Source organism: Erwinia sp., assembly GCF_049696395.1.
Lineage (GTDB): Bacteria > Pseudomonadota > Gammaproteobacteria > Enterobacterales > Enterobacteriaceae > Erwinia.
In genome coordinates, this window is sequence record NZ_JBAVTT010000171.1 from 1 (window position 1) to 22,451 (window position 22,451).

At 55.0% G+C, this 22,451-nt stretch carries 24 protein-coding genes and 3 tRNA genes; 3 read left to right on the forward strand and 24 right to left on the reverse strand.

Annotated elements, in window-relative coordinates; translation table 11 throughout:
- Positions 1-197: 197 nt before the first annotated feature.
- The 21 genes from WCC56_RS19745 to WCC56_RS19845 form a co-directional block, all read right to left on the reverse strand.
- The gene (locus tag WCC56_RS19745) at positions 198-1,430 is read right to left on the reverse strand and encodes a beta-ketoacyl-ACP synthase (RefSeq protein ID WP_424694024.1); all 1,233 of its coding nucleotides are present in this window, start codon (positions 1,428-1,430) and stop codon (positions 198-200) included.
- The gene (locus tag WCC56_RS19750; protein WP_424694025.1) at positions 1,427-2,158 is read right to left on the reverse strand and encodes a 3-ketoacyl-ACP reductase FabG2; all 732 of its coding nucleotides are present in this window, start codon (positions 2,156-2,158) and stop codon (positions 1,427-1,429) included. The genes WCC56_RS19745 and WCC56_RS19750 overlap by 4 nt, the downstream gene beginning before the upstream one ends.
- The gene (locus tag WCC56_RS19755) at positions 2,155-2,628 is read right to left on the reverse strand and encodes a 3-hydroxy-fatty acyl-ACP dehydratase (RefSeq protein ID WP_424694026.1); all 474 of its coding nucleotides are present in this window, start codon (positions 2,626-2,628) and stop codon (positions 2,155-2,157) included. The genes WCC56_RS19750 and WCC56_RS19755 overlap by 4 nt, the downstream gene beginning before the upstream one ends.
- Positions 2,621-3,778: a beta-ketoacyl-[acyl-carrier-protein] synthase family protein gene (locus WCC56_RS19760; RefSeq protein WP_424694027.1), complete on the reverse strand. Its 1,158-nt coding sequence runs from the start codon at positions 3,776-3,778 to the stop codon at positions 2,621-2,623. Before WCC56_RS19760 ends, WCC56_RS19755 begins: the two co-directional genes overlap by 8 nt.
- Positions 3,778-4,344: a DUF3261 domain-containing protein gene (locus WCC56_RS19765; protein WP_424694028.1), complete on the reverse strand. Its 567-nt coding sequence runs from the start codon at positions 4,342-4,344 to the stop codon at positions 3,778-3,780. Before WCC56_RS19765 ends, WCC56_RS19760 begins: the two co-directional genes overlap by 1 nt.
- Entirely contained in the window at positions 4,341-6,659 is a 2,319-nt protein-coding gene (locus WCC56_RS19770) for an MMPL family transporter (RefSeq protein WP_424694029.1), read from the reverse strand. Before WCC56_RS19770 ends, WCC56_RS19765 begins: the two co-directional genes overlap by 4 nt.
- On the reverse strand, positions 6,631-7,236 hold the full coding sequence (locus WCC56_RS19775; RefSeq protein ID WP_424694030.1) for a LolA family protein: 606 nt from the start codon (positions 7,234-7,236) through the stop codon (positions 6,631-6,633). Before WCC56_RS19775 ends, WCC56_RS19770 begins: the two co-directional genes overlap by 29 nt.
- Positions 7,233-7,655, reverse strand: a complete 423-nt coding sequence (locus WCC56_RS19780) for an acyl-CoA thioesterase (RefSeq protein WP_424694031.1) — start codon at positions 7,653-7,655, stop codon at positions 7,233-7,235. The genes WCC56_RS19775 and WCC56_RS19780 overlap by 4 nt, the downstream gene beginning before the upstream one ends.
- A 2-nt stretch (positions 7,656-7,657) precedes the next feature.
- Positions 7,658-9,352, reverse strand: a complete 1,695-nt coding sequence (locus WCC56_RS19785; RefSeq protein ID WP_424694032.1) for a glycosyltransferase family 2 protein — start codon at positions 9,350-9,352, stop codon at positions 7,658-7,660.
- The gene (locus tag WCC56_RS19790) at positions 9,346-9,693 is read right to left on the reverse strand and encodes a 3-hydroxyacyl-ACP dehydratase FabZ family protein (protein ID WP_424694033.1); all 348 of its coding nucleotides are present in this window, start codon (positions 9,691-9,693) and stop codon (positions 9,346-9,348) included. Before WCC56_RS19790 ends, WCC56_RS19785 begins: the two co-directional genes overlap by 7 nt.
- Positions 9,680-11,023: an AMP-binding protein gene (locus WCC56_RS19795; protein WP_424694034.1), complete on the reverse strand. Its 1,344-nt coding sequence runs from the start codon at positions 11,021-11,023 to the stop codon at positions 9,680-9,682. The genes WCC56_RS19790 and WCC56_RS19795 overlap by 14 nt, the downstream gene beginning before the upstream one ends.
- Positions 11,020-11,580 carry a hypothetical protein gene (locus WCC56_RS19800; protein WP_424694035.1) on the reverse strand — a complete coding sequence of 187 codons (561 nt, stop codon included), beginning with the start codon at positions 11,578-11,580 and terminating at the stop codon, positions 11,020-11,022. The genes WCC56_RS19795 and WCC56_RS19800 overlap by 4 nt, the downstream gene beginning before the upstream one ends.
- A gap of 10 nt (positions 11,581-11,590) precedes the next feature.
- On the reverse strand, positions 11,591-11,839 hold the full coding sequence (locus WCC56_RS19805; RefSeq protein ID WP_013201615.1) for an acyl carrier protein: 249 nt from the start codon (positions 11,837-11,839) through the stop codon (positions 11,591-11,593).
- Positions 11,840-11,861: 22 nt separating this feature from the next.
- Entirely contained in the window at positions 11,862-12,128 is a 267-nt protein-coding gene (locus tag WCC56_RS19810) for a phosphopantetheine-binding protein (protein ID WP_424694036.1), read from the reverse strand.
- A 16-nt stretch (positions 12,129-12,144) separates the two neighbouring features.
- The gene (locus tag WCC56_RS19815) at positions 12,145-12,945 is read right to left on the reverse strand and encodes a lysophospholipid acyltransferase family protein (protein WP_424694037.1); all 801 of its coding nucleotides are present in this window, start codon (positions 12,943-12,945) and stop codon (positions 12,145-12,147) included.
- Positions 12,938-13,666, reverse strand: a complete 729-nt coding sequence (locus tag WCC56_RS19820) for a beta-ketoacyl synthase chain length factor (protein ID WP_424694038.1) — start codon at positions 13,664-13,666, stop codon at positions 12,938-12,940. The genes WCC56_RS19815 and WCC56_RS19820 overlap by 8 nt, the downstream gene beginning before the upstream one ends.
- Positions 13,667-13,877: 211 nt before the next feature.
- A complete protein-coding gene (locus WCC56_RS19825; protein WP_424694039.1) occupies positions 13,878-14,264 on the reverse strand; it encodes a hypothetical protein in 387 nt (128 codons plus the stop codon).
- Positions 14,265-14,558: 294 nt separating this feature from the next.
- Positions 14,559-15,938: an efflux transporter outer membrane subunit gene (locus WCC56_RS19830; protein ID WP_424694040.1), complete on the reverse strand. Its 1,380-nt coding sequence runs from the start codon at positions 15,936-15,938 to the stop codon at positions 14,559-14,561.
- Positions 15,938-17,032, reverse strand: a complete 1,095-nt coding sequence (locus tag WCC56_RS19835; protein ID WP_424694041.1) for an HlyD family secretion protein — start codon at positions 17,030-17,032, stop codon at positions 15,938-15,940. Before WCC56_RS19835 ends, WCC56_RS19830 begins: the two co-directional genes overlap by 1 nt.
- Positions 17,032-18,729 (reverse strand): MFS transporter, encoded by a 1,698-nt coding sequence (locus WCC56_RS19840; protein ID WP_424694042.1) that lies wholly within the window; start codon positions 18,727-18,729, stop codon positions 17,032-17,034. The genes WCC56_RS19835 and WCC56_RS19840 overlap by 1 nt, the downstream gene beginning before the upstream one ends.
- A 1-nt stretch (position 18,730) precedes the next feature.
- Positions 18,731-19,162, reverse strand: a complete 432-nt coding sequence (locus WCC56_RS19845) for a MarR family winged helix-turn-helix transcriptional regulator (protein ID WP_424694043.1) — start codon at positions 19,160-19,162, stop codon at positions 18,731-18,733.
- A 224-nt stretch (positions 19,163-19,386) separates the two neighbouring features.
- Here WCC56_RS19845 and WCC56_RS19850 point away from each other — a divergent pair, with 224 nt between their 5' ends.
- The 3 genes from WCC56_RS19850 to WCC56_RS19860 all read left to right on the forward strand — a co-directional run bounded on the left by WCC56_RS19850 (position 19,387) and on the right by WCC56_RS19860 (position 21,872).
- A complete protein-coding gene (locus tag WCC56_RS19850; protein WP_424694044.1) occupies positions 19,387-20,217 on the forward strand; it encodes an AraC family transcriptional regulator in 831 nt (276 codons plus the stop codon).
- Positions 20,218-20,305: 88 nt separating this feature from the next.
- Complete coding sequence (locus WCC56_RS19855) at positions 20,306-20,713, forward strand: DUF2000 domain-containing protein (protein ID WP_424694045.1); 408 nt, start codon at positions 20,306-20,308, stop codon at positions 20,711-20,713.
- Positions 20,714-21,659: 946 nt separating this feature from the next.
- Positions 21,660-21,872, forward strand: coding sequence for a hypothetical protein (locus tag WCC56_RS19860; RefSeq protein ID WP_424694046.1), 213 nt, complete (start codon positions 21,660-21,662; stop codon positions 21,870-21,872).
- 280 nt (positions 21,873-22,152) lie between these two features.
- On the opposite strand, the gene WCC56_RS19865 is transcribed toward WCC56_RS19860, so the two are convergent.
- From WCC56_RS19865 to WCC56_RS19875, 3 genes are all read right to left on the reverse strand, one after another.
- Positions 22,153-22,238 (reverse strand) — tRNA-Leu (locus WCC56_RS19865).
- Positions 22,239-22,250: 12 nt separating this feature from the next.
- A tRNA-Cys gene (locus WCC56_RS19870) sits at positions 22,251-22,324 on the reverse strand.
- Between the two features lie 41 nt (positions 22,325-22,365).
- A tRNA-Gly gene (locus WCC56_RS19875) sits at positions 22,366-22,441 on the reverse strand.
- Between the last annotated feature and the right edge of the window lie 10 nt (positions 22,442-22,451).

The following is a 22,451-nucleotide window of genomic DNA, read 5'->3' on the forward strand; positions in this document are numbered from 1 at the left end:
TGGGTGGCGGCATAGAGCGCGTTAGCCGAGTGTATGCAGCAGGGATGCTGCATCCAGGCTTTCACTGTTGCTGCGACTTTGTGTGGAGCTGCATTTTCCACTACGAGCGTCTCGGATAACGCGCTCTATGCTGACGCCTTACCACCGCAGCCGTCCTTGAACTTTGGATCTTAACAACGCGCTCTATGCCGACGCCCCTATTCCGTCCAGCGGCGGAAGATCAACGAGGTATTAATGCCTCCAAAGGCGAAGTTGTTCGACTGGACGTAATCGGTTTGGATCGCTCGTGGCTGGTGCATGATGTAATCCAACTCACCGCACTCTTCTGAGGGGTCGGTCAGATTTAACGTCTGAGCAAACCACCCTTCCCGCATCATCTCAATGCTCAGCCACGCCTCAAGCGCACCGCAGGCTCCTAACGTATGGCCGAAATAGCTCTTGAAAGAAGAGATCGGAGTTCGGTCGCCGAAAATGGCCGCCGTGGCCTGACTTTCCGCGATATCACCGCGCTCCGTAGCCGTGCCATGTGCATTGATATAACCAATGTCCTCGGCCTTCAGTTCCGCCATCTTCAGCGCGCCTTCAATGCAAATTTGCATCGTTTCCCGCTGCGGCTGGGTGATATGGGCCGCATCGCAATTGGTATAGAAACCAACGATCTCGGCATAGATGGTCGCGCCACGCGCTTTTGCATGCTCCAGCTCTTCCAGCACCAACGTTCCGGCACCTTCACCAATCACCAGACCATCACGCTGCTTATCAAACGGAGAAGGCGTGGTTTCCGGCGCATCGTTGCGCTGGCTGGTCGCAAACAGCGTGTCAAACACCGCGGCTTCTGATGGACACAACTCTTCTGCACCCCCGGCTACCATCACCGTCTGATAACCGTGACGAATCGCTTCCCACGCATAACCAATCGCCTGACTGCCTGAAGTACAGGCGCTGGAGGTTGGGATAACCCGGCCGCGTAAACCAAAGAACAAACCGGCGTTGACGGCAGCCGTGTGCGGCATCATTTGGACGTACGTGGTGCCGGTAATGTTGTTGGTGTGCTTCTCCGTCAGCATAGTGGCAAACTCGCTGACCGGGCCCGTGCTGCCCGTTGATGAACCATAGGCAATGCCGGTTTCGCCGTTAGTCAGCACTGGATGCCCCAGCAGATTCGCCTGCTCCAGCGCCAGCTCGCTGGCACGGGTCGCCATCAACGACACTCTCCCCATCGAGCGAATGCGCTTACGCGTGTAATGATCTGGCAGAGTGAAATCATCTACCGGCGCACCCAGCAAGGTGTTCAGACCGTCATAAACCTGCCACTCGGGCATTTTGCGCACGGCATTGCGGCCAGCACGCATCCTGGCGGAAATCTCTGACCAGCTGTTACCAAAGGCGGTGACGCCCCCCATCCCTGTCACGACTACACGGCGGATCACAGCATGCCTCCATTGATTGAAATGACCTGTCTGGTGACATACGCGGCGATATCTGACATCAGATAACTTGCCAGCCCGGCGACTTCGTCAGCCTGCCCCATTCTCTTCATTGGAATCATCTTCATCGCCTCTTCTACCGCTACCGGCTCCATCTGGATCATCCCGGTATCAATCAGGCCTGGCGCAATGCAGTTTACGGTGATTTTTCGCTTAGCTAACTCAATCGCCAGCGCTTTGGTGGCGCCAATAATGCCCGCTTTAGCCGCACTGTAGTTTACCTGCCCGCGATTCCCCATCAGGCCTGATACGGAGGAAAGCGTGATGATTCGGCCGCCTTTACGCAGGCCAATCATCGGCATAATGCAGGGATGGATCACGTTGTAAAAACTGTCCAGATTGGTATGGATCACACTGTCCCAGTCATCTTCACTCAGAGCCGGAAACGCTCCGTCACGGGTAATGCCAGCATTACTGACCACGCCATAATAGGCACCATGATCCGCAATATCCTGCTCGATCAGGGTACGGCACTGTTCCCGGTCAGCAATATCAAAGCCCAGACAACGGCCCAGACCGCCAGACTGCTGCATCAGGCGCAGCGTCTCTTCTGCACCGGCGCGGTCGCTGTGATAATGCACCACAACCGTGAAACCCTCGGCGGCCAGGCGGCAGGCAATCGCCCGTCCAATGCCCTTGCTGCCACCCGTGACCAATACTGAACGTGTCATCCGTTTTTACCCTGTTGCAAAAGTTGGTGGAGTTCTTCCTGGTCAGGCTGATAGGTGTTCAGCCTGCCGCTGGCGTAACGTTCGCCATTTATGCTGATTACGCCCTCAAAACTGCCGATTTTCTCATCCCGCATCAGCAGCGTGACGGTCACTTCCAGCGTTGATCCTGCTGGAAAAACAGCGCTCTGGCAGCGATAGCCGCGTCCGCCAAGCAGCATACCCGGCGAAGGCTTGCTGTCGTGAAGCTGGCGGCCATGCCAGCCTGACCAGACGCCAATAGCTTGCGCAATAATCTCTATGCCAAACCAGGCAGGAAGATCGCCTTCCGCCGTCAGAAACGGCGCCAGAACACCTTCGCCCACCCTCACCTGACAGCTGGCCTGTTCTTCCCCGACGGAGAGCACTTTCTCCACCAGCACCATTGGAGCATCGTGGGGCAGATACTCTGCCGCACTCTTGTATTCAACCATTACACTTTCCCAAAATCAGGCAGGTATTGTTGCCGCCAAAGGCAAAAGAGTTACTCATCACTGCAGACCCCACCAACGGGCGAGCCTGCAATAACACCCCACAGGCAGGCAGCGTATCATCCTGCTCCGTGTGGGTGAAATCCTGCGGCGGTAAAGGAACAGATTGTGTCAGGATCAGCCAGCTTATTGCGGCTTCGCAAATCCCTGCTGCGCCCAGCGTATGACCAGTCAGATGCTTGGTCGAACTGCAGGGAATGCGCTCACCAAACAGCGCATTCACCACACCAGCTTCAATCTGATCGTTAAGACGCGTCGCCGTACCGTGCAAATTGATATACCCCAAGGCATCAGGTGCCAGATTAGCCTGACTGAGCGCCATCTTAATCGCCCGGATAGCGCCCTCACCTTCGGGATGCGGTGCCGACATGTGGTAAGCATCAGAAGACTCGCCTACGCCTAATAGGGCAACCTGCTGCGGGACTCTGGTCAGCAACATCAACGCTGCGCCTTCTCCAATGGTGATGCCGTTACGCTGTTTGCTAAACGGAGCACAGCGAACGCCAGACAAAGACTCAAGGCTGTCGAAGCCGTTAATTGGCATCCGGCTTAAGGTGTCTGCACCGCCAACAATTGCTACGTCAGCCAGTCCGGAGTCAATCAAACGCTGACCACTGATTATCGCTCTGGCGCTTGATGAACAGGCTGTTGAGAGCGTGTAAGCCGGGCCTGATAAGTGCAGATACTGAGCCAGAAACCTTGAAGGATCGCCAAGCTCTTGCTGATAGTAGTGATACCCATCAGCACTTTCCGCCACCTTACTGTCGGCCTCATGCAGCCCCGAGGTACTGGTGCCAAGTACCACAGCGACACGGTCTGCTCCGAAGGTGCTGATGGCTTCATCAACCTGCGGCTGAATTTGCTGCAAAGCGGCCAGCAACAGCTGATTATTGCGGCTGCGGTGAGCGGCAAAAGAGTCAGGAATGGGCGGCAACGCTGCTGTGATCCGTCCTGTCCAGCAGGATTTTCCCTCTGGCAGCCAACCGCTGTCGGGCTGCATACCTGGCGCTTCATTCCTCGCCAGATTTTCCGCCGTTGTTGCCATGTCATTACCCAGCGCGCTGAGCATACCGACTGCCGAAATGTAGATCATCAGGCGTCCAGATGTTGAATAAGGATTTGATAGCCAAAAGCAAACTGCTGAATACTCACTGGCTCACGTTGCGATCCGCGTTGCAGGTAACGGATCTCGGTAATCAACTTGCCGTGATTGTCACGCAGCTGGCGACGGTCGCCGCTGTCCCTGAGGGTCCAGCCCTCCGGTAATCTCGGCTGCCAGGCGGCGATTGGCCAGTGGCTCAGCATAATGTCGGCCAGCACCTGGCTGGCTGGCGGCATCTCTGGCAACACCAGAGAGTGCTCAGTGTGAATGCCGGTGTGATCGTAACTCACTCTGAATAAACGAATTCCCAGTGAAGAAAGTCCGGCCAGCGTCAACTGATCACGATCGGCGCTTAGCAACACCAGCAGCGATTGCTGCTTACCTTTGAAGGTTCCGGTCAGCAACTGCTGCTGAGTAAACGCCGGGGTAATCCCTGGATCCGGCAGCATCATCTTTACACCAGGCTTGAGCCAGGCTTCTGGTTTGCTCTGATCGGGTTTGCTGGCGCAACCAGCCAGCAGCATCATGGCCAGTGCGGCCACCGCAATCACTCTCATCTCTTTTTCCTTTTTAGCGGCATCGCCAGGGGAGCCAGCAGGAAGGCCGTAAATATGCCGCTGCAAAGCACAATGCCAAAACTGGCGATAGCCTGGGTACTGCTGAAGACCAGCATGCCCAATGTCAGTAGCGTGGTTGCCATCGCCAGCGTCACGGCCAGCAACGAGGTTATCGGCGTGCCGCGGGGATTACTGAAGAACAAGGTGTAATTGATGCCGATACCCAGCACCAGAACCAGGGCCAGCAGCGAGAACAGATTCAGTGAATGGCCTGAGAGCGCTAATGCCGCCAGCCCGCCACCCAGTGAAAGCACGGAAGGCAGAACGCAGATCGCGCCCTGGCGCAAGCCCAGACGCAGCATATAGCTTAGCGCAATCGCCACCAGAGCAGCGGCCAGAAGCCAGCCCAGCAACGTGCGGTAGAAAGCGAACAGGTGATCAAAAGTGGCCTTGCGATCGATCCAGCTCACACCCGGCAGACTTTTGGCTATTTCGGCCAGCGCCGCGCTGTTTTTCACACCTTCAACCGGCACCAGAACACCGCTACGTCCGGAGGGAACCGAGAGCCACAACAGACGCCAGCCTTCACTGTTCGGGCTGGAGAGCCATTGCTGCGGTGTCAGGGTCATTGCCGATAAATCGGGATCGGCCACTTCGACTCCAGCCTGACGCAGCTGCGCCATCACGCCAGCAGTCGCGCTTTGTAACAACTGGTTATCTTTTTGCTGCCTGGCCTGTGAGGAAAGCGGCAACAGACGGTAATTCCCCAGCCAGTGCTGGTTTTTGGCGTTGGCGAGTTTCGGTGCCAGCGTCTCAAGACGTTGCAAGGTCTGTTCCGGCGTATCACCGTACACCACCATCCAGGTTTGATCGGCGCTCTGACCGGTTAACCGGGTAATCTGCTTTTCCTGTGCCAGCAAGGCAGGAGGCAGCGTCTGGAGCTGAGAAATATCATCATCAACATGCAGTCTGGTCAGCCCAACGAGGGAGATCACAGCCACCAGCAGCGGTAATCCAACGCGCACGGTGCGGTTTCTCCGCCAGCTGCCCAGCCAACGTCCCATTAAAGCGAGCGCTGGGACCGGGCGAACGGGCAGCCCTTTGACCAGCAATGGATACCAGCAAATCACCGTCAGGCAGGAGGCCGTCAGCCCAACAGCCGCAAAGACCGCCAGCTGTTGGATACCAGGGAACGGCGCGAACACCATAATCAACCAGGCTATTGCGGTGGTCCCCAGTGCCAGCAACAAGGCACGGATCACCTTACTCAGGCTTTCGGCTGGCGTGGCATCGGCGCCATGCACCATGCGTTCGGTCAGATAGTACAGCGTGTAGTCGGCAGAAATCCCCACGATGCTCAGGCTCATCACCAGCGTCATCAGATGCAGTTCGCCAAACACCAGCAGCGTAACGGTAATGCCAGCCAGCGCGCCAATGCCCACCGAGAGCGCGCACAAAAACAACGGACGTGGGGAGCGGAAAACCGAGAACACCAGCAACAGCACGCCGATAAGGGTCGCTACACCCAGGGTTGAAACATCATGCTTTGCCTGTTGGCTGGCAAAATCACTGAAGTAAACGGTCCCTCGTGACAGTAACTGTGCTTGCGGATACTTTTCCTGCAGCCTGATTTTTAACGCCGCCAGCTGCGCCACCACCGCCTGGCTTTGCTGCATATCAAAGGAATTCCCTTTGAGTTCCCCATGCAGGAAATACCAGACCTTGCCTTGCTTATCCGTGGTGGTCAGCCAGCCCTGGCTAAGCCCAAGTTGGCCACTGTTCTGTTGCATCGCCAGCTGCGCCCCGCGCACCAGCAGCAAAGGATCGTTAGACAATTCTTTGCCACTGACGCCAGCAAAAGCCGAATAGAGCTGCCCAAGAACCCAGTTCCCTTGTGCTGCCCCGCCGTTTTGCAGCCGGGCCCGGGTTGCCGGGTCGATCAGCGCATTGCGGTGCTGCCAGGCGAACTTGCCCCAGGCTTGCTGACGATCGTGGGTCATCGGCCCCTGAACACTCTCCAGAACGGGCATCCCTTGCAACTGCTGCAGCATCCAGTTTGCGACGTCAGGATCGTTCCTGTCTCCGGCGCTAACCAGCCAGACCAGCTGACGGTCCAACCGCTGCATAAAGCCCTGCTGCAAGTCGGCTGGAATATCACCCATGGTTTGCTCTGGCAATAAGGCCAGCACGCTGCTGTTGAGGGTGGCTCTGGGCAGTAATGTCACCAGCACGGCACTCAGTAGCAGGCAAACAGCCAGCCAACCGAGGGCGAGAAGGCGCGGAGACTTAGAAAACAAAACGCTTCTGCTCTTCATCAGTCAGGCTGGCAGGCGTCAGGCGCTGGTTGCTGAGCGTAATGTCGGTTTTATCGCCCTGACGATCGTTCAGCTTAATCGCGTCCAGATACTCTGCGCCCTGCAACGTAATGGTATTGAATAACTTATCCAGCGGAGAGGTGGTAGGCGTCAGCACCAGCTGCCATTTCTGCTGTCCCTGGTCTTTAAAGTCCAGCGAGAAGTTCTGTTCCAGTACTGTACGATCTGCCTGGAAAAGCGCCCGCATCAGGTGATTAAACTGGAACATCTGCGGGTTGCTTTCTGCGGTGATAATCTGCGGGGCCTGGCCGTTCATCACCTGCACCATGCGCTTGTCATCCAGAACCAGCGTCAACGGGAAAGGTTTTGCCTGCTGCCACCACAGCCCTTTATCTTGCGCAATTAACAGCTCACCGCTGGATTTCAACGGCTGCGCCATGCCTTTAATTTCACGCAGCTGGGTGAAATCAGCCCGCACGACCGGCTGGCTGGCGAAGCGCTGCTGTAAATCTTCCAGCGTGACGGCCTGAATCGCGGCGCTGAACAGCAGCAGACCGGCGAGCAGTGATTTGATCATGGTTGAACTCCCAGCCGTTCAAAAAGAATCGGTGGCGAGACAAAGCTCAGCTCCTGGCTGCCCTCTTCCACGGCCACCTGAATGGTGTAACCCGTGGTCAGACGCTGGCCGCTCTGCGCATCGAAAATTTGGTAGTTAATGCGCAGACGGTTTTCGATCTCCTCCAGCGTGGCGCGCACCCGGATGGTTTGCTCAAAGGTCAGCGCCCCACGGTACTTCACCCGCGTATCCACCACCGGCCACAAATAGCCAGAGGCCTTCATTTCGCGGTAACCGTAGTTAAACTTGCCGAGTAATTTTTCGCGGGCAATCTCAAAATAACGGAAGTAGTTGCCGTGCCAGACAACGCCCATGGCATCCACATCATGGAAGGGAATGCTCAGCTCAACTTCAACAGAAAAACGCGGATCGTTTAACACTGTTACTCCTCTTTCTCTTGCGGTTGATCCGGCAGCTGCCAGAAATCAAAAAAATTAAACCAGTCCAGCGGGGCTAGCAGCGCGTGATGCTCAAGCCTGGCGGCATAGCGATCAACAGCCTCCTGCAACGCTTGTTGTCGGGTTGCCCTTGGCAACAGCAGCGGGTCGGCAAAAGGTTCGCAATGCAGTTTAAGTTGGCCCTGCTCACGCACAGCGAACATCAGCAGCACCGGACAACGCAACGCGGCCGCCAGCACAAAAGGTCCCTGCGGGAAAGGCGCTGGCTTGCCAAAGAAGGTGCTCCAGATAACCCTTCTTACGCCGCCTCGCTGACGATTCACCGCCGTGCGGTCGCCAACGATGGCTACCCATTCCCCAGCATCCAGTTTCTGCTGCAACAGGATGGCCGTGTCCGGGCCAATATTGCTCACCGGGATCACCTGTTTACTGGCCTCCGGCGCGATCTCATCCATCACCTGGCGGAAACGCTGGGCATTATCAGTAAAGACCAACGCGTTGATCACCAGCCCACTCACCTGCTGTGCCAGCGCGCGGCAGGCTTCAATATCACCCAGGTGGGAGGCGAGGATCAGCCTTCCGCCTGGTTGCCCTGCGGCAAGCGCTTCCTCCGCTCCGGGGGCAAAATCGATCTCTTTTCCCCAGCGCAGGTCGCCGCGCCAGCTGGCAATCTTCTCCAGCATTGCCTCACCGAAGCGCAGGAAATGGTGAAAACTGCTTAATCGGCCCGGCAGCCTGAGGCCTTTTTCCGCGGCGTACTCTTGCACTGTCTGCAACCACTGGCGGGAAGCTTCGCGCTGCGGGCCCCCGCTTAACCAGTAGAAGCCAATTACTGGCCAGAGGAACAACGTAAACAGCCCGCGCCCGAAGAGACGGTAGATCCACAGCATAAACTTCAGGCCAGCCAGTCCTTTTCGTTCTTTCGCCACCGCCCAATGCTCACCGCGACGGCGCTTCAGCAGGGCAGGAATGCGTGGCAACATGCCAAAAAACAGCCGGGTGTGCATCCACGAGATGCGCAAATTATCGTGCAGCGCATCAAAGTGCGAGATCCCATCCTGCGGATAAGTCACGCGGGTAGCGATAAAGCGGCTTGGCGTGCCAGCCCAGTACAAGCGAACCATGATTTCCGTGTCGAAATCCATCCGCTGACCGATGGGATGACGGGTTGCCAGCAAAAGCGTGGGTGCCAGCGGGTAAACGCGGAAACCGCACATGCTGTCCTTGATGGAGAAGGAGAGCGTCTCAACCCAGACCCAGAAATGGGTGACGTAACGGCCATAAAGGCGCGACTTCGGGATCGAATCGTCATACACCGGCTGGCCTGAAATCAGATAATCGGGATGTTTCCGGGCTTCTTCCAGCATCTGCGGGCAGTCTTCAATCTGATGCTGACCATCTGCATCTACCTGCAACGCATGGCTGAAGCCAGCTTCGGCTGCGGCCTTAAGCCCGCGCATCACCGCAGCCCCCTTCCCCTGATTTTCCGCCAGACGGATTAAGGTTATCTGCTCGTTCAGTAACAGCTCAACCTGCAGGCGTGTAGCCTCGTCGCTGCCGTCATCAACGATAATAACCGGCAGGTTAAAAGGCGCCAGCCGCGCCAGCACCGAGGCCATCATCGCCCCATGGTTGTAACAGGGGATCACCACGCAAGGGGAAAAATCTGCGGCTAGCACAGCGATATTTTCCCGCTGCTGGCTCGCTGAGGCTGTTCATCACCGAGGATCTGATAGTCAAACAGCAGCCAGTTTTTGGCTTCCTGCCAGCTAAGCGTCAGCTTCAGGGTTTTTCCTGGCAGGATCGGCTGCTGAAATTTTATATTTTCGATGGCGGAGAACTGTTTGCCCGGCGCCAGTAAAGAGAGACCGTAATGCATCACCCAATCCAGCTGAGCGACACCTGGCAGGATCGGTTGCGTGGGGAAATGTCCGCGAAACCAAAACAGATCCGCTTCGACTTTCAACTCCAGCTCAACCTTATCAGCCTGCTGCTGGCAGGAGAGTTCAACGGGCAGCATAAAATAACTCCTGTATTTGCGGCCAGGCACGCTTGCTCTGACTGTTGTGAGGGATCGTCTCTACGATCCGCCAGTAACGCGGCATAGCCACGGGCTCCAGCCAGCGGTGCAGCTCATGCCGCCAGTCTCGCTTCAGCTGGGCCAGTTCCTGTTCACTGTAGGCGGCATTCAGCACCAGTACCACACCAATTCCACTGCGTTCTGGTCGGCTGACCGAGAGCGCCACCGCATCAATAACCTGCGGCAAAGCCAACAGTCGTCGTTCAATCTCACTGAGCGACACGCGCTTATCTTCAATTTTTACCGTGCGGTCGTAGCGGCCACAGAGTTGGAATCCCCTTTCTTCGAATTGCAGCTTGTCATCCAGCTGCAGGCCTTCAACCTGGGGGATCAGTGGGGAGGTTGCCCACCAGCGCTGGCGATCGTCCTGAGAGAAATGCACGCCGTTAAAAGGCTGCCAGGATTGGTCTTCTGTACTGCGGATACGGGTAGCCAGCACGCCAGTTTCTGTGCTGCCATAAATTTCATCCACCGGCTGCTGTAGCCAGCTGTTAACCTCCTGCGCGCTGCTCCAGGGCAACACTCCGCCAGCGGAAACAATCAACCTGCAATTCGGCGCGGCCAGGCTGCGATCCAGACGGCGCAGAAAGGCCGGGCTGCTGATAAAGGCGAATTTCAGACTTGGGTCCTGAGCGGACAGCTGTTCACTGTAAAACACCTGGCGGCAGTCAAATACCAGCCCAAGTGCCAGCGGCAGGAAAATGCGGAAGGTCAGGCCATAAAGATGTAGATGGCTGACAGAAGCGATGACCGTGCAGCCCTGAAGGCGATCGCCCCAGCGCTCCGCCAGCCAACGGGCTTCTTCATCCAGGCAGCTCAGCGGCTTGACGATCTGTCGCGGTGTCCCGGTCGAACCGGAAGTGAACAGGACGATAAAAGCCATGGGGTCAATTGCAGGTAACGCGGGGAGATCCTTCACATTGCTAACCGCACCCGCGAAAGCGATCACCGGACAGGTCAACGTCAATGAGGTGTCCGTCAGCACGGCCTCAAATTCACGGCTTTGTTCCTGCAACAATGATTCGCGGCAATGACCGGGGAGCACCGGGGTTTTGCCTGCATGTAATGCGGCAAGCAGCGCAATGCTGAACAGGTAGCTGTCCTCAAAGCACAGCGCCCACTTCTGCTGTGGCTGAGCCAGCAGGAAATGGCCTAATGCCAGAACCTCACGCTGCCATTGCTGCCGCGTATAAAGTTGGCTGCCACGCCGGGCAATCGGCCCCTCAGCGCTTACGGTCAGCCACTGTCCGGCTGGGATCGCCTTGTTCATGCCTGCTTTCTCATACGCTGACGCAGCAGCCACTCGCTTGCCATCAACAGCCCCATCAACAGATAACTGACCAGCCCGTTCCACCACGTCCACCAGAGAAGATTGTTTATCAGACAGGTCGCCAACGCGACGCTGCCATTAAAAATGAAAAACAGACACCAGACCTGAGTGACACGCCGGGTCCAGAGGATGGCTCGGGGAGGCAGGTCCGGTTCACGCAGACGAGCCAGCCGTTCTACCAGCGGCATCCTGCTGACTAACGAACTGCCAAACAGCAGCAGCATCAGGCAGTTAACCATCACCGGATACCACAGCAGCAAATGATGATCCCGCAGGAACAGGCTGCTGAGGCTTAACCCGGCCCCGGCCAGTGCCAGCCATTTCCCCACCAGGGAAAGGGCGCCATGGCTGCCCCGCAAAGCCAGCCAGCGCAACAGGAAAAGCACCGCGGCCAGAGGTAACAACCAGCGCCAGGTGGGGTGCGTTAATGAGAGCCAGACCAGAAACGGCCAGGCAACCATCATCAGCGCACTGACGCCCTGCAACAGCCGCTGCATCTCTGGTGAATTACCCTTCGCGGATCAGTTGGTCAACCGCGTCGACCACATCCTGCACCGTACGCACGGCTTTAAACATCTCCGGCTTAATTTTGCGGCCGATACGTTTTTGCAGATGCACGACCATGTCTACCGCGTCAATGCTGTCCAGTTCCAGGTCTTCATACAGCCGTGATTCCGGCTTGATGTCATCCGCGTCTAATTCAAAAAGTTTCACCAGAAGGCCGGTGACTTCCTGATAAATTTCATTCTTATCCATAAATAACTCGCGATGTTGAGGATCAGGCACCCAGCTTGCGCTGAGTCAGGATAAAGGCCGCCAGCGTGGAGACGGAATAAAAATGCTGGCGCATCTCCTCACTTTCGGCTGACAGCACCACGCCATAGCGATTTTTCACCGCCAGCCCAAGCTCCAGCGCATCGATAGAGTCCAGCCCTAATCCGTCGCCGAATAAAGGGGCTTCACTGTCGATCTCTTCCGCGGCAATCTCTTCCAGATTGAGGGTATCGATGATCATCTGTTTTATTTCAAGCGCTAGCTCTTCCATACCTGTTTCCGAATAATTATTGATGTTCTGGGGTTAATGCCTGCTGTAAATACTGGGTCAGATGTCGGGCGGCCAGCGCCTGAGCATCCTCATCCCCTGCCATAAATTGCTGGCTGTCTATCCGTTGACCGACCGTCACGGTAAACAGCGGTTTTTCCGGCGGTACCTGGTACCAACGGCTTTGTTTATCCAGCATTCGCTGGGTGCATCGGATGTGCACAATACGCAAATCGCACTGACAGCGCACGGCAATATTTGCTGCGCCGCGCTGCAGTTTAAGGGGTTCGCCATAGCGCGTGCGGGTTCCCTCAGGGAAGATCATGATCGCCTCGCCCTCCTCCAGCCGCTGCTGGCAGTCTGGCAGCAGGGTTTCTGCCTGGCTGTTAACCAGATAGTTGGCGGAGCGGACTACGCCGCGCAGAAAGACGTTACGCTGCAAATCGGCTTTCACCAGGCAATCCACCTCCGGCATGACCGAAGCCAGCATGACATAGTCAATCAATGAGGGATGGTTCGCGACCACCAGGCAACGACGGTCGCTGCGCAGGATCTCTGCTCCTTCTATGCGGTAATCCAGCACGCCTAAAAAGGTCATGGTACGCATAAAGAAACGAAAGCTGGCTGAAATGCTGCGGCGGGCTAGCTGGCGGCGGCGGACAGGATTACGCTGAACCAGCAGCAGCAAATTAAACCACACCAGCGATAACATCAGGCCACCCAGGCCAAACAAGGTAAAACAGAGGCCCGTCATCATAATGCGCCAGACTCTGTTGCAGGCCGCGGCACCAGCGCTTTTGCTACAGGTTGAGTCAGTCATAACGACATTCCCACGACCAGTTCAGTCGATCGCCTTTCAGGCTAAAAGCCGAAGAACCGGCAAGATAAGCATGAAGAAACATCAGGCTTTGGGGCAAACCGCCCTGTTCTTTGTTCTCTGCCGGACTGGATACACAGCAGCATTTATCACCCGCAGCCAGTAATAAAGCGACTGCATAAGGGCTATGTAAAGCGCCCTCTGGTAAATGAGGGTGATAAAATTCAGGCACAGCACCTTCGAAATCGACCAGTAACACCTGCTGATAACCGGCTGAGTGAAGCGCGCTCACTTCAACCAATCCCTGCTGGAAAGAGTCCACGCCTGCCGCAAGAGAAGTGCTGACCAGCGGTGCGGCAGCGGCAATAGTCAGGCTGCCAACGGCGGCATTGTGCACTGACATGGTGAAATCCGTGGGAGAGAGGCTTTCATCATTGGCCAGCGAGGTCAGGATCCGCAGATTTCGCTCCAGCTCACCGTGGCGGCTGGTAAACACAATGGCATCGACCCGCTGGCGCTTAAGCAGTGCCAGACCACTTTCTACGGCTGCACGGCTTCCGCCCGTCAGTCGTCGGGCCGTCATCATCGGCAGAAAGCGTGTTTTGGCCATCGGCTGGGAGGCATCAAGGCTGGGAGTCTGGCTGGCCCACTGTTCCCAGTCGGCTTGCTCGTTCAGTCCCGGTGCGCTGGCCTGCCAGTCGAGGAGTGTAAAAGCTAATTTCATACGTCCAATCTTCATAAAGCGTTCCGCCCTCTGCAGGGCAGAACATTCCACTAAGCATAGCGTCTGCCTGGCCCTGATAGCACTCAGATTTACCCGCAATTGCAGGGAGCAGGTGTTTTAACCGAACTGGCTATCTGAAAAGGTTGTCGGCAAACCGGCTTTAATCTTTAAGGCTACTGATGCATTTTGTGAGGGTAACCCGATCGTTTGCTTATTTAGCAGCCTGAGAAGCGAGGCGGAGCTTAATATCCTGATCCAGGTTAGCTACCCAGTGATTATAATTGCGGTGAATTCTTCCACGTTTTGCCTTCAAATTGCTGCTGCTGACATAATTGATGCTGTAACTGCCGTTGGAATAGGTCACGCGAATAGTGGCAGTGTGCCCGCGCTGGGACAACATGCCGTTGATAACCCCCGGCCCTGCTGGCGTCATCACCCATTGGCGGGAGAGGCCAGCCTGAAGGATCGCCTCTTTTAGCTGCTCATTACTGTACTGTAAGGAGACGGTTTCATTGATGTTTTGAACAGGTTCAGTGCGGGAACAGCCAGCTAACGCAAATACGACAATCAGCGCAGGAATGACACGGATCTTAACCATAATTAACCCTGAAAAGTTATTCTTGAAATAGCGTAGTGGTGTTCAATCAGCGTAACTACCAAATCAAATTACGGCCAAAGGTGACGCTTATTTAATATATTGGCGCGCATAATAGCACCCGTTGCTAAAGAATGCGAAGCGCAAAAATCCCTGAATAGTGCAGGCCTATTGGAATCAGCAACAATGACTACCTGTGGGATATTTAGGTGGATTTTTCGCTAACTTTGGCAGGAAAGGCAGTTTTTTAGGGAGGGTAAAGGGCAGCGGTTTTCCTTTCCCGCCTGCCCATGTTCTTTACTGCGGGTTCCAGCCACCACCCAGTGCGCGGTAGAGATCAATCTGGGCCAGCAGTAAATTATTTTTCACCTGCACCACGTTCAACTGAGTGGTAAACAAGGTGCGCTGGGCATCAAGTTCATCAAGATAAGAGGCATACCCATTCTGATAACGATTACGTGAAATGCGCAGCGCTTCGCTGACGATTTGTTCCTGCTTTTGTAATTCCGTCAATTGTTGCTGATAGCGGTCGATAGCATCCAGGTCGTTATTCACTTCACTGAAGGCATTACGCACCACTTTCTCATAGCTGTACAAGGCCTGATTCCGCGAAGCCATCGACACATCCACCTGGGCTGTTAACGCTTCCCTGTTCAACAAAGGGGCCAGAACACTGCCGCCAATGCTCCACAGGCGGAAAGGATTGTCCGCCAGTTGGTGCAGCACAGAGCTTTGCAGGGTGCCGGTCGCCGTCAGGTTAAGCGAAGGCAGCAATTGAGCCCTGGACGACTCCAGCGTGCTGTCCGCCGCCAGCAGCTGACGTTCAGCCTGAACAATGTCCGGACGCCGTTGCAGCAGTTCGGAAGGTAACACTGAAGGCAACGTTTGCGGCGCGACATGGTCATACTGGCTTTGCCGGGCTATCTCTCGGGGATTCATCCCGACCAGGATGCTCAGGGCGTTTTCCTGCTGAGCGATCTGGTGCTGCAACACCGGGATCTGGGCTTTCGCCGTTTGCAGTTCCGATTCGGACTGTACCCACTCCAGCTTCGAGGTATAGCCGGTTTCATACTGGCGCTGGGCCAGCTTTAATGAATCCTCACGCGAGGAAAGCGTTGCCTGAGTGACCCGCAGCTGTTCATCCAGTGACACTAAGGTCATATAACCAGAAGCAACTGAACTCGCCACCGTTAACTCAGCGGCAGAGGCAGCGGCCTGTTGTGCGGCCAGCGTCGCTTTTGCTGCGTCGATGCTGCTACTGCGAGCGCCCCACAAATCCACATCATAATTAGCCTGTAGCAGTCCCTGGAATACCGCGTATTCGTAAGGTTGCCCGCTCACCGAGGAGAGCGCTCGTGCATGGGATGCCGCCACGCCTGCCTCTAAAGTGGGATAATTATCCCCCTGAGCACCCCGCAATTCGGCACGGTACTGATCGACCCGCGAACGGGCAGTCAGAATATCCAGGTTATTACGCAATGCCTGTTCAACCAGACGGTTCAGATCGGCATCACCAAACGCGCGCCACCAGTTCGCTTCTACCGGAGAAGAAGGTCCAACCTGATTACGCCATTGTTGAGGGATCGGCAGCGAACCCGGTGCTTTGTCGACTTCCGTTGCACAGCCAGCAAGTGTGGCGGTGAGCAAGGCCGCCAGCAGTGAGGTTGGCCAGCGCATTACTTCGCCTCCTGACTGTCTTGCTCGCCAGAAGTATCAATGTTCACCTCTACGGACATTCCCGGACGCAGATGCGTGGGATTTTCGCTGGTGATTTTGATGCGCACCGGAATTCGCTGGGCAATCTTCACAAAGTTACCGGTGGCATTATCGGGCGAGATGGCACTGAATTCTGAACCTGCCGCAGGTGATATGTATTCCACCTCGCCCTCAAAGCGCTCTTCGTTGAGGGCATCTACGCTGAAGGTCACTGGCAAGCCTGGCTTGATGCGCGCCATTTGGGTTTCTTTCATATTGGCTACGACCCAGAGCTGTTTGGGGACAACGGAGGTCAGGCGCGTTCCGGCTGTGACATACGCGCCCTGGCGGACAGCAATCTGCCCCAGCTGCCCGTCACGCGGTGCGATAATTTTCGTGTTATCCAAATCGATCTGAGCCAGTTCAAGAGCCGCCGCCGCACTGGCAACATCGGCTTCCAGCGAGGCACGGTTAACGATCACGGTTTGAAGATCCTGGCGAGAGACATCAAGCGTGGCTTTTGCCTGCTGCACATCCGCCATGGTCTGGCTGTTGCTGGCGCGTGAGGCATCGCGCTCGCGGATTGACAGAGAGCCGTCGGAGACAAGATTTTCAACCCGCTTAAGATCCAGCCCGCTTTTGACCGCCTGCGCTTTGGCATTATCCAGCGCTGCCTGATTCCGTTCGATCACCGCCTGAGCACTGCGACGCTGCTGGAGATTATTGGCCAGTGCGGCCTTTTTCATCGCCAGCTGCGCTTCAGCCTGGTGCACCTTCTGATTATAAATGCGGTTGTCGATGGTCATCAGCACATCACCCTGCCTCACAGGCTGAAAATCCAGTACCTCAACCGAAGTCAGATAGCCGTTAACCTGCGGGCTGATAAAGGTGACCTGACCGCGCACGTAGGCGTTTTCTGTAGACTGGATCTGACTGGTAAAGGGCGGCAGTTGCCAGGCATACAAGATTACCAGCACGCCGACTAACGCAATTCCTGCCCCAAGGGCGATCGAGATAATACGCAGTTTGTTAGTTCTTTCACGCTCAGAGAATTGGCTCTGTTCCTGCTGACTCATTATTGCCCCGTGCTAATCGAAGAAGTGGGTTGTTGCATTGCGCGTAATTCTGCTGCTGCTTCCCGTTTTGCCTGCTGCCAGTTGAGATAGCGCAGCCGTGACAAACGCCACAGCACCCAGATCAGGGTGATAAAGGCCATGCCCGCCGTCAGCAGATAGGTATCGTTATAGGCCAGCACGTTGGCCTGCAGGGTAGCGACGGTTTGCAGTTGCACCGCCCCTTCCGCGCCGCGCAATGCGTTGTCGCCAATAAAACTGTTGAACAGATTGGTGTACTGGGTAAGCCTTTCCGTCACATTGGGGTTGAGATAGGAAAGCTGATCCGCCAGCAGGCTGGAGTGATATTTTTCCCGCCAGGTCTGGAATGTCCCCAGCAGCGCCGAGCCCATCAGCCCACCGATGTTCTGGCTCATACCAAACAGCACCACCAGACTGACCAGGTTTTTAGGTTGCGTCACCACGCTGCCAATATTCAGTAACAGCGCCGGGGCAATAAAGAAGGTACTGCTGAAGCCAAGCAGGAACTGGCTGAAATACATGTTGTTGGCACGGGTCAGCGGGCTGGACTGCGAATCCATCAACGAGGCCACCATAATCAACAGCAGTGACATCACAATCGGCCAGCTCAGATGCTTGACGTTGATGGTCAGGGCACTGACGACGATACCGGTCACGACACCGGCAAGGATCGCCATCGCCAGATGCTGCATCTGATCGTTAAGCAAACCAACCTGCTGCAGGTAACCAATTGCGCCGGTATTCTGCTCCGCCAGCGTGACGCGCAGCATGATCATCACAATACCCAGCCGGAAGATCGCGCCCGTTCGTAGCCATCGCGTATTAATCAACGGATTACTGCGATTATGTTCCAGTACCACGGCCGCAATCACCAGCACCAGGCCTAAAGCCAGACAGATGCCCAGCCACGGCGTGCTGGTCCACCATTCGATACGGCCCAGCGACAGCACGCCACAAAACAGCGCCATTCCGGGTGCCATCAACAGGAAAGTCAGGAAGTCTTTTTTCTCAAACACTTTGATTCGATCGCCCGGCGGCAGTTTTAAAACCAACACGGCACCAAGGCAAATCATCGCCAGCCCCAGCTCAAACAGATACAGACCACGCCACTCATCAAGCTGCAAAAGCTCAGTAGAGAACAGACGAGCCAGCGGGATCGCCAGCTGAGACGCGCCTAACCCAATGGTCAGGGCTTTCAGCCGGTGTTTAGCGGGCCAGGCCTGAACCTGATAATAAATTCCCAGCGAGCTGAGCGCCGCGCCGACCATGCCGTGTGCTGTGCGCACAATGATCGCAGAGCTGAGGTCATTGACCAGCAAATGAAAAAACGACACCAGCACATACAGCACCAGAAAGGCTTCGGTGAAGGCTCTGAGGCCAAACTGCTGCCGAAACTTAACCAACAGAAGGTTGATGGAGATATTTCCCATCACATAGACCGCAGGCAGCCAGGCAATCTCGTTGCTGTAAGCGCCGAACACGCCCTGAAGGTTAGTGAGATTGGCGGTGACCAGCGCATTGCTCAGCGCACCCGTAATCGAGATCAGCAGGCCAATAAGGCCAAAAGCGATGCGCTTATGTGTCGGGTGCAACGGCGTGGAAGGCGAACCAGGCAGCATCGGTTTTTCGCCTGGTGCCCATTCGCGCGGGGCGAAAGGGTCTTGTCGAGTCCCGCGCATGTTATTTCGCCTCGGTGGCTTTCAACAGGCGCTGGAGGACGCGTTGGGTAATGGCCAGTTCGTCGCTGTTGATGTCTGCCAGCAGCTCGTTGCGCAGGCTATCCGCTTCGACTTTCAGCTTTTGATAAAGCTCATTACCCTGCGGAGTAACGTGCAACAGGCGCTTGCGGCGATCGTCTTCCGGCTGAAAACGCTCCACCAGTTGTTGCTTCACCAGGCGATCGATCAACGGAACCACGCTGGCATCTTCCAGGCCCAGCGACTGAGCCAGCTCTTTCTGAGTGATCGGTGTTTCCTGAATAGCAATAGTGGCTACGGCCATCCAGCTGCTCATGCTCAGTCCGTTGTCTTTCATTCGACGGTCAATAGCCTGACGCCAGGCATGCGCCGTCAAATGGAGTAAGCGGGAAAAGTTGAGTTCCTGAGCATTCAAAATATAGAAGCCTAATGATTAGAGGTCTAACTAAATGTTGGCGCTAATTATAAGCAAGGATCATAGTCGCCAGGAAGCGAAAGGTGTGAAAAAGAAGTAAAAAAATGGAGAAAAAGTGACTCTTTTAGGTTACAGCTTTGCTATGCATACGAAGAACCAAGCGTTGCCAGCGTTTGGTGCTGAAAGTTACTCTGTTGACAGACAACGCAAAGGGAGCCAGTTCAATGATTACGCCAGGTTGGGTACACCTTTCCAGAGATGATGAGATGCCTGTGGAAGCGATCCGTGCCCATTTCACGGGTCATGCTTATGACCCACACTGGCACGATACTTATCTCGTTGGCGTTACCGAGCAAGGCGTGCAACAGTTTCACTCCCGTAAGCAGAAGCACCAAAGCCGACCGGGGACTGTTTTCCTGCTAGAGCCTGGTGAGCTGCACGATGGCGATGCTGTTGACGACATCGGGTTTACCTACCGGATGCTCTACATCGACCCCAATTTTATGCGGCAGCAGCTGGCAGCGGTATTCGGCAACGTACCTGACAGCTTTGAACTGAATTTTGCCCGTACGCTCTCTGGCGATCGACGTCTGGCCCAGGCCACCTTTAATGCCTTTCAGTGCCTGCACGATCGTGAGTTAAAAATCGTCAAAGAGAGCGCTATGCAGCAACTGTTTGCGACCCTTACTCAGCATCAGCATTGGCGGAAATCGATTATCATCCCGCAACATGAAAAATCCCTGGCATTGAAAGCCAGCGCCTGGCTGCACGATCATCTGCATGAAAATATTGGCCTCAGTGATATGGCCCAGGCCCTGGATGTCGATCGCTTTCGCCTGTCTCGTGAGTTTCAGGCTCATTTTGGCCTGCCGCCTCATGCCTGGCTGATCCAGTTGCGCCTGACGCATGCCCGCCGTTTACTGGCTGAGGGAGTTTCTCCGGCAGATGTAGCCGCGCAGCTGGGCTTCGCAGACCAAAGTCATCTTGGCCGCTGGTTCCGTCGCGCCTATCAGTTAACCCCCGCTCGCTACCAGCAAGGCCATACGCTTCTTTAAGGCTGATACCCCTTGATCTGCACAAATCTTCCAGACTGAACGCTAACCCTGCCCTAATCTGCTCTTTTACCTGCATGAGAAGAGCGAAATGAACGAGTTACGTTGCGTTGTGATCCTTAACGCCGATCTGCCCGTTGGCAAAGCCGCCAATGCTGCTGCGGTGCTCTCATTAACCCTGGGCCAGCGTCATCCCCATTTTGTTGGGTCAGAACTGGTTGATGGCAATGAGAAAGCTTATCCGGGATTGATTCCCGTCGGCATTCCAGTGCTGGCGGCCAATAATGAACGGCTGGTTTCGCTGGTCAGCCAGTGTGATGAAAGGGGCTTTGATGCCATTTTGTTCCCGGTTGAGGGGCAAATGACCGTCGATTATGCCGCATTTTGCGCTGCCGTCAGGCAGATCCCCACGCACGAACTGCAACATCTTGGTGTCGGCATCGTCGGCGAGAGAAAAGCGCTGCGTAAGCTAACCAGTAATTTAAAGCTGTACGGTTAACGTCAGGGGAGTTACCTGTTACGGTATTGCTGGAGCCGAATGTGGCTCCAGTTCAGAGGGGTAGCCTCCTGGAGAGGAAAGGTCTATTTTTTCTGTTCGACATAAAAAAGATGCCACCAGGTAGCGCAAGCATGCTGGCTTTTTTTTATTAAAAAGCTGACCCCCTCACAGACACCGATTTTTAAAGAAATTAATGTTTAATTAAAAATGGATATATTTGACACTTCTTTAAAAATTGATTACTCATCGTTGCGAAATTAATTCATTAATGTGAATAACAAGGAGAGTGGTCATGCCAACACACCAACTTGATGTTTCAATAGTCCCGCATGTTTGCCGGGAATGTGGAAGTTATCGTCCGGCAAGGAAAGATGAAGGTCAATATTATCAGGAGTTGTACAGCTTAGCTGTGCCAATAGTAGAACAGCAAAATGTCGGTATGCAGCCGCTCTGTTGATGATAAGGCGCTTCCTCCCCTTGCGCCCGACAAAGAGCACCTCAGTGCAGGCGCAGGCTGCTGTCGCTCATGGTTTTTTTAAATTCTTCGACGGGTATAACAGCAAGTCATTGAATGATTATTCCTCAAGGCCCGGAAAATTCAGCTCAGACAGGTTAAAAAAGTCTTAAACTCAAAATCGTTTATCCCGGTTCAGGTTTATCTGCTACGTCACTTCTGTAAATGATAATCACATCATTTTCATCGCCACCTTAATGTCCCCCCTTTCTCTGAAATAATAACAACCTCTCTACCCAGGGAACCTCTCTTCAGGAGGGTGAGGTAAGTCTGCAGGTGCAAAAAATTTGCAGGGGATTGAGCTTCGGCTATAATAGTCGCCCTGACGTTAATAGTGATCGGCATTATTAGAGTGTGTGATTTAACTTAATGGTTGAAGACGGTGCACTGAGCCCTCAACCAAACTGATAAAGTTTCACAGGAGGAGAAGCAATGGACGATGTAGATTTAGCACAAGAACGTGAGGAAGCCCTCATCTCAGCAGCCATGTCAGCCCGACAACCGGTGATCACCAGCCCTGATGGCAAATGCATCTGGTGCGAAGATGAAGCCGTAGTGCCCAACAGCGCGTTCTGCTCCGCTGACTGTGGCGAAGACTACTTTAAGCACCAGCGAGAAATGAAGCACCGCATCAACGGCGAGTGAGGCCAGCGTTCCCCACAAAGTATTTAGACAGGATGAACAAAAACCCTCATGCCTGGCGAGTATTTGCCGATAACCTCTTACCGGATGCTGCAAGCTGACGGATAAAAATAAAGATAACACACAGCTTTAACCGGTCTTTATGGCCGGTTTTTTTATGCCTGAGGCTATCATCACTTTTGCCGTCACTGCCGAATGACAGGCACAAAAAAACCGCCCTTGGGCGGTTACGACATCACTGCTTATTGCTTTGATTTTATTCGAGTTTAATCGGTACTAAAGATGGTGCCCGGGGCGGGACTTGAACCCGCACAGCCATAAGCCGAGGGATTTTAAATCCCTTGTGTCTACCGATTTCACCACCCGGGCATGGGTGTAAAGTGGAGGCGCGTCCCGGAGTCGAACCGAGGTTAACGGATTTGCAATCCGCTGCATGGCCACTCTGCCAACGCGCCTTAATCTTGCTGTATCACCAGACTTTCTGATGATTAAAATTTGGAGCGGGAAACGAGACTCGAACTCGCGACCCCGACCTTGGCAAGGTCGTGCTCTACCAACTGAGCTATTCCCGCATTCAACAGC

What these genes read in the sequence shown, in the direction of transcription:
- WCC56_RS19750 (WP_424694025.1), bottom strand. Translation starts at nt 2,158, where the DNA reads ATGACACGTTCAGTATTGGTCACGGGTGGCAGCAAGGGCATTGGACGG.
- WCC56_RS19755 (WP_424694026.1), bottom strand. Translation starts at nt 2,628, where the DNA reads ATGGTTGAATACAAGAGTGCGGCAGAGTATCTGCCCCACGATGCTCCA.
- WCC56_RS19760 (WP_424694027.1), bottom strand. Translation starts at nt 3,778, where the DNA reads ATGATCTACATTTCGGCAGTCGGTATGCTCAGCGCGCTGGGTAATGAC.
- WCC56_RS19765 (WP_424694028.1), bottom strand. Translation starts at nt 4,344, where the DNA reads ATGAGAGTGATTGCGGTGGCCGCACTGGCCATGATGCTGCTGGCTGGT.
- WCC56_RS19770 (WP_424694029.1), bottom strand. Translation starts at nt 6,659, where the DNA reads ATGAAGAGCAGAAGCGTTTTGTTTTCTAAGTCTCCGCGCCTTCTCGCC.
- WCC56_RS19775 (WP_424694030.1), bottom strand. Translation starts at nt 7,236, where the DNA reads ATGATCAAATCACTGCTCGCCGGTCTGCTGCTGTTCAGCGCCGCGATT.
- WCC56_RS19790 (WP_424694033.1), bottom strand. Translation starts at nt 9,693, where the DNA reads ATGCTGCCCGTTGAACTCTCCTGCCAGCAGCAGGCTGATAAGGTTGAG.
- WCC56_RS19795 (WP_424694034.1), bottom strand. Translation starts at nt 11,023, where the DNA reads ATGAACAAGGCGATCCCAGCCGGACAGTGGCTGACCGTAAGCGCTGAG.
- WCC56_RS19800 (WP_424694035.1), bottom strand. Translation starts at nt 11,580, where the DNA reads ATGCAGCGGCTGTTGCAGGGCGTCAGTGCGCTGATGATGGTTGCCTGG.
- WCC56_RS19805 (WP_013201615.1), bottom strand. Translation starts at nt 11,839, where the DNA reads ATGGATAAGAATGAAATTTATCAGGAAGTCACCGGCCTTCTGGTGAAA.
- WCC56_RS19810 (WP_424694036.1), bottom strand. Translation starts at nt 12,128, where the DNA reads ATGGAAGAGCTAGCGCTTGAAATAAAACAGATGATCATCGATACCCTC.
- WCC56_RS19815 (WP_424694037.1), bottom strand. Translation starts at nt 12,945, where the DNA reads ATGACTGACTCAACCTGTAGCAAAAGCGCTGGTGCCGCGGCCTGCAAC.
- WCC56_RS19820 (WP_424694038.1), bottom strand. Translation starts at nt 13,666, where the DNA reads ATGAAATTAGCTTTTACACTCCTCGACTGGCAGGCCAGCGCACCGGGA.
- WCC56_RS19825 (WP_424694039.1), bottom strand. Translation starts at nt 14,264, where the DNA reads ATGGTTAAGATCCGTGTCATTCCTGCGCTGATTGTCGTATTTGCGTTA.
- WCC56_RS19830 (WP_424694040.1), bottom strand. Translation starts at nt 15,938, where the DNA reads ATGCGCTGGCCAACCTCACTGCTGGCGGCCTTGCTCACCGCCACACTT.
- WCC56_RS19835 (WP_424694041.1), bottom strand. Translation starts at nt 17,032, where the DNA reads ATGAGTCAGCAGGAACAGAGCCAATTCTCTGAGCGTGAAAGAACTAAC.
- WCC56_RS19840 (WP_424694042.1), bottom strand. Translation starts at nt 18,729, where the DNA reads ATGCGCGGGACTCGACAAGACCCTTTCGCCCCGCGCGAATGGGCACCA.
- WCC56_RS19850 (WP_424694044.1), top strand. Translation starts at nt 19,387, where the DNA reads ATGATTACGCCAGGTTGGGTACACCTTTCCAGAGATGATGAGATGCCT.
- WCC56_RS19855 (WP_424694045.1), top strand. Translation starts at nt 20,306, where the DNA reads ATGAACGAGTTACGTTGCGTTGTGATCCTTAACGCCGATCTGCCCGTT.
- WCC56_RS19860 (WP_424694046.1), top strand. Translation starts at nt 21,660, where the DNA reads ATGGACGATGTAGATTTAGCACAAGAACGTGAGGAAGCCCTCATCTCA.